This window comes from Agaricicola taiwanensis (assembly GCF_014635245.1).
Taxonomy (GTDB): domain Bacteria; phylum Pseudomonadota; class Alphaproteobacteria; order Rhizobiales; family Methylopilaceae; genus Agaricicola; species Agaricicola taiwanensis.
This window is the reverse complement of record NZ_BMCP01000004.1, coordinates 77,528-88,934: the sequence shown is the minus strand read 5'-3', so window position 1 is coordinate 88,934 and position 11,407 is coordinate 77,528. Positions and strand designations below refer to the sequence as shown.

Sequence of the window (11,407 nt, the reverse complement as noted above, 5' to 3'; positions counted from 1 at the left end):
TGGAGGCCGGTTTACTTCACCAAACCGACCGACTTCAGGATCTCTTCCTGCCGCTCCGCCTCTTCCTCCAGGAAGGAAACGAAGTCATCACCGGCAAGATAGGCATCTTCCCAACCCTGCTGGGTGAGGATCTTCTTCCAGGCTTCGGATTCATGCATCTTGGCAAAGCGATCGAGCCACATCTTGCGGCCTTCATCGCTCATGTCGGGTGCACCGATGATGCCGCGCCAGTTGGAGACCACAACATCGAGGCCGGCTTCCTTGAGTGTCGGCGCGTCGATGCCCTCGATGCGTTCCTCACCGGTCACGGCGATGATGCGGATGCGCCCGGCCTCGGCCAGGGGCTTGAATTCAGAGATTCCGGAAATGCCGACCTTGATCTTCGCGCCAGCGAGATTGGTCACCACATCCGCACCGCTCGGATACGGGATGTAATTCAGCTTGGCGACGTCGCCTCCTGCCGCCTTGACCAGCAGCGCCGCGGCGATGTGGTCGACACCGCCGGCCGATCCGCCGCCGATGGGAACCGCACCGATGTTTTCCTTCAGGGCCGCCGCGAGATCCTGCGGGGTCTTGATGTCGGAATCCGGCGGCACGGCAATGGCGCCGGTGTCGCTGATCAGGCGCACCAGAGGCACGGTGTCGTCGAGCGTGATCGGAGAATTATTGATCAGGATGCCGCCGATGAGGATGGCACCCATGGACATCACGGCGTTGTCGTTGCCCTCGTTCTTGTTGACGAACTCGGCGAGGCCGATGGTGCCGCCCGCGCCGCCGCGATTGGTGAATTGCGCGCCGTCGGTGAAGATGCCGGCTTCGCGCATCGCCTGGAACGGCAGGCGCGCCATGGCGTCATAGCCGCCACCGGGGCCACCGGGCGCCATGACGTCAGCCGGTTCGGCCAGCGCGGGGGTTGCCATCATCGAAAGCGCAAGCGCGCCATATGCCAGGAAGTTTTTCATGGTTCCTCCGTGTCGGATCTGGGCTTGTTCACGACGACCGCGTTGACCCGGTCTTGAGCGAGCGTCTCACGAATGACGTGACGGCACTAGCGCTGGTTACAAAGGAGGCCAACTGCGCCCCATATTGTCTTATTGTGAGACTTACGACAATTATAGGGCATAGACAAGACGCGCCCATAGCCAATTAGTAGGATTTTCGAGCGCAAGGACAACTGCTGATGAATCCACTCCAACGGCAGCTCGCGAACCGGATTGTGATGCATGTCCGCGCCATGGGACTGCCTGTCGGGCACCATCTGACGGAAAGCTCTCTGCAGGATGTCCTGGGAACATCGCGCGCCCCCATCCGGGCGGCACTCGGGCATCTCGCCGCCGAAGGACTTTTGCAGCGCATTCCCAACCGGGGCTTCTTCGTCAACGAGGCCATATTCACCGTGGCCTTGGATCCCCGTTCGACGGAATCCTCCTCCGACGATCAGCTCTATTTCGCCGTGGCCGAGGACCGTCTCAACGGCGTCTTCGGCCCGGTGACAACTGAGGCCGAACTGATGCGGCGCTATGGGGTGGGCCGTGCGCCCATGCAGAAGGTCCTTGCGCGGGTGGTGCGGGAAGGCTGGATCGAGCGACGGGAAGGCCGCGGCTATCTTTTCACGCCCTTGGTGGATTCTCTGGAAGCCTACCGCGAGAACTATGAGCTCCGCGCCATTCTGGAGCCGGCCGGCATCCTCTCCCCACGCTACTCTCCAGACCGGGAGAAGTTGAAGCTATTGCAGGACCAGCAAGAGGTGGTGCGCGACGGCGGATGGCAGACGCTGAGCCAGATCGAGCTGTTCGAAACCAATGCCCGCTTTCATGAGGTCATCGCCTCGATGTCGGGCAACAGGTTCCTGGCGCCGATCATCGCGCGTCAGAACCAGCTTCGGCGCCTGGTGGAATATCGTCAGATTTTGAACCGCGAGCAGGTGCGCCGTCAGAACGAGGAGCACATGGAGATATTGGCCGCCCTAGGGGCGGACGAGCGTGATCGCGCCGCCAGCCTTATGAGCGACCATCTCCTCAACGCCAAGGCGCGTAAAGCCAAAATCGCTATGTTCACGAATGAAGGCGTGCTCTCCTATTCGTGACATCAGGTTCGCCGGACGCGGTTCGCGCGCGCAGGTCGAACCCAGCATGCCCGACGCGCAGGTGAGGGTCACGTCGCTCTCTTCATCGGTGGCCTCGTCCTCACCCTCGGACGATTTGATGACGATGTTCACGCTCGTCTCGGCCGGAGCCGCGAAAGGCGCCACGGGCTTTTCGATATAGGGCGTCGGCGGGGCGACCGGAATGGGTGCCGGAGCAGCCGCCGTAATGGTGAAGGTGCCGGCGTCGAAGCTCATGGAATAGTTCGTCGATACTAGGCCCAGGGTTCCTTGATTGATGGCGTAGGTGCCCGCCGCTTCGCCGGCGGTACGCGCAACATGGCCCGCCAGCACATCGTTGACAGAGTGGAAGGAGGCGAGCGAGCCTGATGTGATCGACCAGCCGAGCAAGGGGTCGATCTGCCCCTGCACCTTCGCGGCATCATGGGCCGAAACCGTGATGGCCCGCTTCGTCACGGTCAGATCGCCATCGGCGAAGGTGACGTCGTAATTGCTGCTGGAGCCGCTCGCCTTGATGGCGCCGGCATAACTGCCGGCATTGGTGGTGGCGCCGTAGCTGGCCGCATCGACACCAAAGCCGGTCAGGAGGTCCGCGAGATCGGCCCCCGCGTCATGCGCCGCCAGTCCTGATGCGATGGCCGTGAAGGCCGGATTGGCGTCGCCATAGACCTTGGACGCATCCTGGGCGGTGACAGTGATGGCACGCTTGCTGATGGTGAGGTCACCATCGACGAAGGTGATGTCGTAGTTGCTGCTTGTGCCGCTGGCCTCGATGGCATCGGCATAGCTGCCCGCGTCGGTGGTGGCATCGATGCCATCGGCGTCGACGCCGAAACCGGTCAGGAGGTCGGCGAGATCGGTCCCCACGTCATGGGCGGCCAGCCCTGATGCCGTGGCTGTGAAGGCCGGATTGGCATCGCCATAGACCTTGGACGCATCCTGCGCGGTGACGGTGATGGCGCGCTTTCCGACTGTGAGCGTTCCGTCGGAGGCAAAGGCAAGATCGTAGCCCCGGGTACTGGTGAGGCTGCCTTGGGCGATGTCGATGTCATAGCTGCCGGCGCCGGCGGTGGCACCCGCGCCGGCGGAGGTCACGGCCGCATCGCCGCTGATAACATCGCCCAGGGTGTCGGCCAGGAAGACATTGGCGATGCCTTCGTGGAGCCCGCCGACGGTGAAGCTCGCGCTGAGATCGATGGCATCGCCATAGGTCTTGGTGGCGTCCACCGAGGTGTAGGTCAGCGTCGGCCGATAGGCGAAGACGTAGCGGTTGCCGCTGTCGGCCACAGTGCCATCGGCGGTATAGGCGGTGTTCCAGACGGCGGTGTTGCCGCTGTTAAGATCGCCGTAGCTGTTGCCGGTAGGGCTGGCGGCATAGACCAGCCAGCGTCCGCCGCCGGTCACGCTGATGGCATCGCTGCCGCGATTGTTGATGAAGCTGGAGCCTGACAGGACCACCGCATCATCGCCGGCGCTTGAGGTGATGGTGGCGCCGGAGGTGAGGGTCAGCGCCCCTGCGGCGGCGATCCGCAGCTTGTTGGCGCCGTAGTTCAGCGCGCTGTCTATGGCAAAAGCGCCGCTGGCGGCAAGATCGAGGCCGGCGCTGTTCAGCGTCAGCGTGGTGCCGGAGGTGCCATAGAGGATGCCGGCATCGTTCAATGCGCCCTTGGCCTGGGTGAAGAGGCCGGAGATGGCGGAGGTCAGGGTGGTGGCGCCGGTTTTCGCCGAGACCCAGCCGGCGCGGATGGCAAGGCCGGTGGCATGGCCGCCCGTGGTCATGGCAAGGGCGTTTCCACGCCCGGCCGTGACGCCGCCGTCATGGGTGGCGCCGGTGAGCCAGCTGAGCGCCGCGCCATCCGCCACAGCGTCGAACATCATGTAATAGGAGCCATCGGCGCCGGTCATGGTGGAGGCCAGGACGCTGCCGTTGATGGCGCCGGTGACGCCGAGGCCGCCATTGCCGCTGGCAACGCCGGAGACCGTGCCGGAGATGACGCTGGGGCCGGAGCCATAGCGCCACTGGTGATAGGCATAGCTCGTGCCGGAGAGGACGCCCCAGTCGGCGCCCAGGTCCCAGCCGGCATCGGTGTAGGTGGAAGCGGCATAGGCATAGTTGGCGCCGCTGGCATCGGTCGTCTGCAGCGCTGCGGCGCCGGTGTGATCCGCCACATTGCCCACCGCCTCGGCTTGTCCCGTCGAGGCCGGGTTCCAGAAGGAGGCCGTGATGGTGGCGTTGCCGCCCGTATCGCCATAGTGAAAGCCGACGAGGCCGCCCACATTGGTGGTGCCGTCCACAAGGCCGATGGCGTAGGACTGCGAGATGGACGACGTACTGCCCGCGCCGAGTGCGTAGTTCTGGCCGACGAGACCGCCCACGTCGGACAGGCCGCTCACGGTTCCGAGGGCATAGCTGCGGTGCACGGTGGCGGTTGATGCGTTCTGGCTGAAGTTCACGCCGATGAGACCACCGACGAAATTGCCGCTGCCGTCAACGGCGCCCGTTGCATAGGAGCGGTCGACTTCAGCGAGCGCACCAAGATCCGCGAAGTTGTGACCGACGAGGCCGCCGACCAGGGCGGCTCCGGACGTGGAGCCCGTCGCATAGGACCGATCGATCCGCACGTGCGATCCGGCATCGATGGCGTAGTTCTCGCCAACAAGGCCGCCAAGCTTTTCGTTGCCGGACACCGCGCCGGTTGCGCGTGAATCCTCGATCACGGAGGAAGCGCCACCGGCCGCGCGGTTCTGTCCGATCAGGCCGCCGATCTGGTCGCCACCGGAAACGGCACCCGTCGCATAGGACTGGGAGACGAGGGCTTCCGTGCCCACGCCTGATGCATCGGTATAGCCGATCAGGCCGCCGACGAGGTTTGCACCATTCACCGATCCGGTCGCATGGGATTCCGACACCGTCAGCTTGCCGGCATAGGCGGCAATGTTCCGTCCGATAAGGCCACCGATCTGATTACCGGTACCGGTGACCGCACCCGTGGCATGGGACTGCGTGACCAACAGCTCGCCGCCGCCACCGTAGGTGTAGCCGACGAGCCCACCGAGCCAGGTTGTTCCGGAGACAGCGCCGGTGGCATGGGAGTTCGACAGGACCGCGCGCGAGGACACGGCATTGCTTTCAAACCAGCCGATCAACCCGCCGAGCGTGTCGGTGCCGGTAACCGAACCCGTCGCATGCGAGCGGTCGATCGTCAGCACCGCGTCATTGCCATGGGCTCCGGCAAAACCGATGAGACCGCCCCCCTGCCAGTAACCGCCGATGTTGCCGGTGGCATGGGACCGATCCACCAGCACCGTCGAGCGCAGTCCCGCGGCATTTGCCTCGCCGATCAGGCCGCCCATGCGCCCATTGCCGCTAACGTGACCCACGGCGTTGGAGCGATCCACCAGGATGCTGCTGTCATTGTTGGATGCAACGGCATAGCCGATCAGGCCGCCGGTGCGCTGATAGCCTGCGGAACCATTGACATCGCCGGTCGCGTGCGATTGGTCGACGACCCCCTCAGAGCCAAATCCGGATGCCTCCAGATGGCCGATGAAACCGCCCACCTGATCTGTTCCGGTCACATCGCCGGTGGCGTAGGAGTTCGTGGTGACGACGCTTGAATTCGCCCCATCCGCCTGGCTGCGGCCGACGAGGCCGCCGACCGCGGTCTGGCCGGTCACAACGCCGGTGGCGTAGGATTGATCGATCGACGCGACACCATCATCACCGGTCGTATCGTTGCGGCCGACAAGGCCGCCCACGTTCTCGCTGGTGCCGGCCGTGACGGCGCCCGAGGCATAGGAGCTCTCGATCAGGGCCGCAGCGCCGGCTCCGTCGGCACGGTTGAGCCCGACGAGACCGCCGATGTCCAGACCGGCGGTCAGGCCGGCCACCGCGCCCCAGGCGCTGGAATCGCGGATTTCCGACCGGCCGAAGCTGTGCGCCTGATTGATGCCGACGAGGCCTCCGACACGACTGTTGCCCGACACCGCCACATTGGTGTGCGCGCCATTCAGAAGCGACCTGCCCCCGGTGCCGCCGCGCAAGGCGCCGATCAACCCGCCGACCTCATCATCGCCGCTCACCGTTCCGGTTGCCGAGACGTTCTCGATCAGCAGTAAGCCGTCGTCTGAGACAGCGCTGCCGGCGAGCGCACCGACGTGCTGCCCGCCCGTGACATCGGCATTGGTGAGCGACAGGTTCCGGATCGCGGCGTTCTGGACATATCCGAACAGGCCAACGTGGTCCTGGCTCGCACGGTCGATCATCAATCCGTCGATCACATGGCCGCCGCCATCGAGGCTGCCCGTGAAGCCCGCACCATCGGTGCCGACGGGCGAAAAGCCGGACGCGGCCCACATGCCACCATTGGCTGAGAGCGCGGCGCCGAGGTCGATGTCGCTGGCCATGCGGTAGTCGGCATCGAGGTCGAGCGCCATCAATTGAAGCTGATGCGCATTGGTGATGGTGGTGCTGTTCTCCCACCGTCCGAAGGCGCGGGTGTCGCCATCCACCATGTACCAGTCGTTGGCGAAGTCCCAGCCGACATAGGTCGACTGGTCAAAGGCGTAATTGGCACCGGCCGCATTGGTGCTCTGCACCGCCGTTGCGCCGGCATAGCTTGCCGTATTGCCGATGGCCGTCGCCTGCCCGGTGGTGTCGGTATCCCAGTAGGAATTCGCAATGGTCGAGCCGCCGGGATTGTAGCCGACGAGACCGCCGAGGTGCGAGCCCGTTCCCGTTACACGGCCCGACGCGAAGCTCTGGTCGATGGAAGCAAGTCCACCATTGATGTCATCGGAATAATGGTAGCCGACGAGACCACCCAGATAGTTCTGGCCGGTTACCGCCGCCAGCGAATAAGACCGTTCCAGCTGCACGGTTCCCGAGCCGTGGGCATTGAGGCTGCCGGCGATACCGCCCGCGCCGTCGCTGGAAGCAGTCACTGATCCTTCAGCATAGGTCTGGTCGATGACGACCGAGCTTCCATGGGACGCCGAGGCATAGCCGATGAGACCGCCGACATCCCGCGCGCCCGAGACATCGGTGTCGCTGAAAGACTGGCTGATGGTGGCAGAACCGCCCAGCGAGGCTGCTTCGAGTTGGCCGACGACACCGCCGACGCGGTTGTTGCCCCCGACCTCGCCGGAAACGCCCACATTGGCGATGATCATGATGCCGGAGCCGTCGGTCGCCGCCTCTCCCACAAGGCCGCCCACTCTGTCCTTGCCGACAACATCGACGTTTGTCAGCGTGACATTGGTCAGAGAGGCATTCTGCGCGAGACCGAACAGGCCCACTCTTTCCGTATCGGCTCGATCGATGGTCAAACCATCGATAACGTTCCCGCCGCCGTCGAAGCTGCCCGTGAAGCGCGAGGTCAAGGTTCCGATCGGACTGAAGCCCTGCGCCGTCCACATCCCTCCCGACTGGCCTATGGCGGCGGCAAGGCCGATGTCATTGGCCAGCGTATAGGACGCCGACAAGTCCAGCGCCATCAGCTGCAGCTGATGTGCATTGGTAATGGTGGTGGAATATTCCCAGCGGCCAAAGGGACGGGTCTGGCCATCGACCATGTACCAGTCATTGGCGAAGTCCCAGCCGGTGTAGGAAGACTGCGCGTAGGCATAGCCTGACCCGCCGGCATTGGAGCTCTGCAGACCGGTGATGCCGGAGTAAGATGACTGATTGCCGAGACCCTGGGTCTGACCCGTCGTGGTCACATCCCAGAAGGAGGTTGCGACAGTTGCTTCCCCTGCGAGGGTGCCGACAAGACCACCCAAGGCACCGCCCGTACCCGTTACCTTGCCGCTGGCCCAGCTCTGCGTGACGTCAGTCTTGGCGTTGATCCCCGTCGACGTCGTCTGGTAGCCGATCAGGCCGCCGATGAAGTTCAGGCCTTTGACGGCACCGGTGGCATAGGACTTTTCGATCGTCATGGTGGCGTTGGAACCACCGGTCTGGGCGTTCGCCACGAGGCCGCCGGCGGTATTCTCCGTGGCCGTCACATCGCCGGTTGCATAAGTCTGCGAGATCAGCAGGGTGCCGGAGGCGGCGCTGAGAGATGCCTGACCGATCAAGCCGCCCACGTTTGCACGGCCGCTGACCGCGCCCTCGGCATAGGACTGCCGGACCCGCGCGACGCTGCCCGTATTATTCACTGACATCCCACCGATGAGGCCACCCACATAGGTGTAGCCTGATACCGCTCCCGTGGCATGGATCCGGTCAATATTGGCCGTGGCTCCCGACACATCGACCTGTCCGATGGCGCCGCCGGCATGGTTCTCGGTGCTGGTGGCTGAGCCGGTGGCGTAGGCGTCCGCGACTGCGGCAACGCCGGAGTTGCCGGCTTCCAAGCGGCCAATGAGCCCGCCCACCATACCATGGCCTGAAGCACTGCCGGTGGCATAGGATTGAGTCACATCGGCGTTCGAGCCCGAGGTATAGGCGCTGCTCATGCCGATGAGACCGCCGACCTGGTCATTGCCCACGACCGTTCCGCTGGCGTGGGAAGAACTGACGGAGGCGTCGCCACCGTTGTCGGCTTCGTTGCGTCCGACCAGACCGCCGACGCGATTGCGGCCGGTGACGGAGCCGGTGGCGTAGGATTGGGTTACCTGAGCCGAACCGCTTTGATTGCTCAGGATTTGTCCGATGAGGCCACCGATTCCGTCACCGGTCGCATTGATGACAGAACCGGAAGCCCAGGATTGAGTGATGAGAGCCGAGCCGAATTCGGTGCCCTCCTGGAAGCCCACCAAGCCGCCGTACTGGTTTGCGTTTGCGCCGGACGACCTCACGCCGCCTGTTGCGTAGGAGTTGGTGATGACCGCTGTGCTGCCGCCATGCTGGCTGTAATTCCATCCGACCAGACCACCGGCGCGATTGCTTGAAGCAGTGACGTCGCCGGAGGCATGTGAACCGCTGATGGATGCGGTGCTGCCGTTCTCGGCGGCGTTGGTACCGGCAAGGCCGCCGACGCGTTCCCTGCCGGTAACGGTCACATCGGCCCAACTGTCGCTGATCAGAGCCTGACCGCCCAGGATCGCGCGATTGCGGCCCACCAGTCCTCCTGTGTGCTCGCCACCGATACCGGTGACAAGGCCGGTTGCCCAGGAACCGGTCACGCTGGAAAGGCCGGCATTGCCGTAGTTCTCGCCAACGAGCGCGCCCACTTGATTCCGCCCGGTTACATTGGCGTTAAGGAGACCCACGTTGCTGATGCGCGAGGTTTCCGCATAACCGAACAGACCCACATAGTCGGTGGTCGGGCGATTGATATAGAGATCGCTGATGGTGTGGCCGAGGCCGTCGAAGACACCCTTGAACTGATTGCCGCCATAGCCGATGGGGTTGAACCCGGCGCCACCGTTCCAGCCCAGTGTCACGCTGGCGTCGATGTCGCGGCCGAGCGCATAGGTGCCGCTGCGGCTGGCGGTGCTGTCGTTGATCGACTGCAGCTGGTTGACATTGTTGACCAGCATATAGGCGGTGATGGTGGTGCCGGCGCCCTGGTAAGCGCTGTAGCTCGTCGGCGAGGAATAGCTCGCCGGGTTATAATAGACCGAGACGCCGCCTGACGCCGTGACGGTGGTGCCACCGGCAAAGCTCACCGTGCCCGTTCCGGTGCCGGCATTGTCGGCCCTGAGCACGACCTTGGAGCCGGCGCCGCCGGTGATGTTGGCGTTGACGGCAATGTTCCGATAGGCGTCCAGCGTCAGCGTCGCCGCGCTCGACCAGGTGACGGCGGTCTGAACCGTGATGTCGCCATTCTGTGATCCTGTGCCCGATCCGCCGGTCGTCACCACCACATTGGCCGAGGCCAGCGCGTTCTGAAGATCGGTGACGTTGATGACGCTGTCGTTGCCATTGGCGCTGAAGCCGCCACCAGTGGTGCCGGCGCCCGCGCTAATGGTGACGTTGTAAGGATCGAGCAGCAGTGTGCCGAAGGTGCCGCTGATGGCGGTGAGATCGACCTCGCCGGCATAGTGCAGGAGGCGCTTGCCGGAGACCTCGGCATCGCCGCCCCTGCCGCTGCCGCCGCCGGTGGCGGAGATGGCACCCTCAAAGGAGGTGACCTCATCCGACCAGACCACGATCCGGCCGCCCTCGCCCTGCGAGCCGTCGGCGATGAGCTGTGCGCCTTTCTTGACCGTGGTGGTCTCGGCGGTGGCGATGGCGTCATCGGCGTAGTTCTTCGTCGGGTCCTTGCCGCCCTGGAAGTCGCCGCCAATGAGAATGGTGCCGCCCATGGTGCCGGAGGCATCGATGGTGGCGAATTCATCCACGGTGATGGTGCGGCCTTCGGCGATGACGAGCCCGCCCTCGGCGCCCTCGCCGCGGACATCGATGGTCGAGGACAGCCGCACCTCATCTCCGGAGATGCGGATTTCGCCGCCGGCGAGGCTTTCGGGTCGCTCCTGCGGAAGCGGTGCTGCCGTCTGCACGCGCGGCTTTACCTTTTTGGCCACCAGTTTCTGAGTGACCTGGACTTTGCCGCCCGCGCCGGCGGTCAGGAAGATGCGGCCGCCGCGGTTCTGAACCCCCGTGGCCTTGACGATGCTTTTGGTGTTGCCGGCGAGCGCATAGACATTGCCGCCATTGGCTTTCAGCTCGGCCTCGGCGGCGCGGATGACGCCGGTGGTTTTGGCTTCGGTGCCGCTGCCGCCGACTTTAACGACGAATTTGCCGTCGGCGAGCGCGCGGTCGCGCATCAGCACCTCATAGCCGGCCGCCAGCGCCGCGGTGCCCTCAGGCGCATCGATTTCGCCCGTGTTCTCGACCCGCCGGGCGATCAGTGCCACATCGCCGCCGAGCGCGCTGATGCGGCCGTGGTTGATGACGGAAGCCTCGCTGGTGCCCTTGAAGGTCATGTCGCCTTGCGCGTGGAAGGCGGCATCGTCCACGTCATGGGTGGAGGCGATGAAGCTGCCGCCGGTGCCCACCATGCCGTTTGTGCCCACCGTGATGCCAGCGGGATTGACGAGGTAGAGGCTGCCGGTGGCGGTGAGCGAGCCATCGAGGCTGGAGGGCACATTGCCCCACACCCGGTTCAGCGTCGCGCCCGATCCATTGTCGAAATGGACACGCCCCCCGCTGCCAACCGAAAAACTGTCCCAGCCGATGATCGCCGTGTTCGAGCTCTGCGTGACTGTCAGACCGCCGGCCGAGGGTGCGCCGATGACCGCCTGGCCGGAGGTCACCTGGCCGCCGGTCGGAAGCTCCTGCGCCTGGGGCCGCCCGACACCCGCCGCGGCCAAGGCCGCGACAGCGGTGCTGGTCATCAGCGAGGCATGCAGCAG

3 protein-coding genes are annotated in these 11,407 nt (G+C 64.7%); 1 reads left to right on the top strand and 2 read right to left on the bottom strand.

Translation table 11 applies throughout. From position 1 onward, the window contains the following. Positions 1–11 precede the first annotated feature (11 nt). Positions 12–962 (bottom strand): Bug family tripartite tricarboxylate transporter substrate binding protein, encoded by a 951-nt coding sequence (locus tag IEV58_RS14740; RefSeq protein ID WP_188410570.1) that lies wholly within the window; start codon positions 960–962, stop codon positions 12–14. A 218-nt stretch (positions 963–1,180) separates the two neighbouring features. Between IEV58_RS14740 and IEV58_RS14735 the strand changes: the two genes are divergently transcribed. Then, positions 1,181–2,086: a GntR family transcriptional regulator gene (locus tag IEV58_RS14735; protein WP_188410569.1), complete on the top strand. Its 906-nt coding sequence runs from the start codon at positions 1,181–1,183 to the stop codon at positions 2,084–2,086. Here IEV58_RS14735 and IEV58_RS14730 read toward each other — a convergent pair. Beyond that, positions 1,967–11,389, bottom strand: coding sequence for an MBG domain-containing protein (locus tag IEV58_RS14730; protein ID WP_188410568.1), 9,423 nt, complete (start codon positions 11,387–11,389; stop codon positions 1,967–1,969). The genes IEV58_RS14735 and IEV58_RS14730 overlap by 120 nt on opposite strands. Between the last annotated feature and the right edge of the window lie 18 nt (positions 11,390–11,407).

What these genes read in the sequence shown, in the direction of transcription:
- IEV58_RS14740 (WP_188410570.1), bottom strand. Translation starts at nt 962, where the DNA reads ATGAAAAACTTCCTGGCATATGGCGCGCTTGCGCTTTCGATGATGGCA.
- IEV58_RS14735 (WP_188410569.1), top strand. Translation starts at nt 1,181, where the DNA reads ATGAATCCACTCCAACGGCAGCTCGCGAACCGGATTGTGATGCATGTC.
- IEV58_RS14730 (WP_188410568.1), bottom strand. Translation starts at nt 11,389, where the DNA reads ATGACCAGCACCGCTGTCGCGGCCTTGGCCGCGGCGGGTGTCGGGCGG.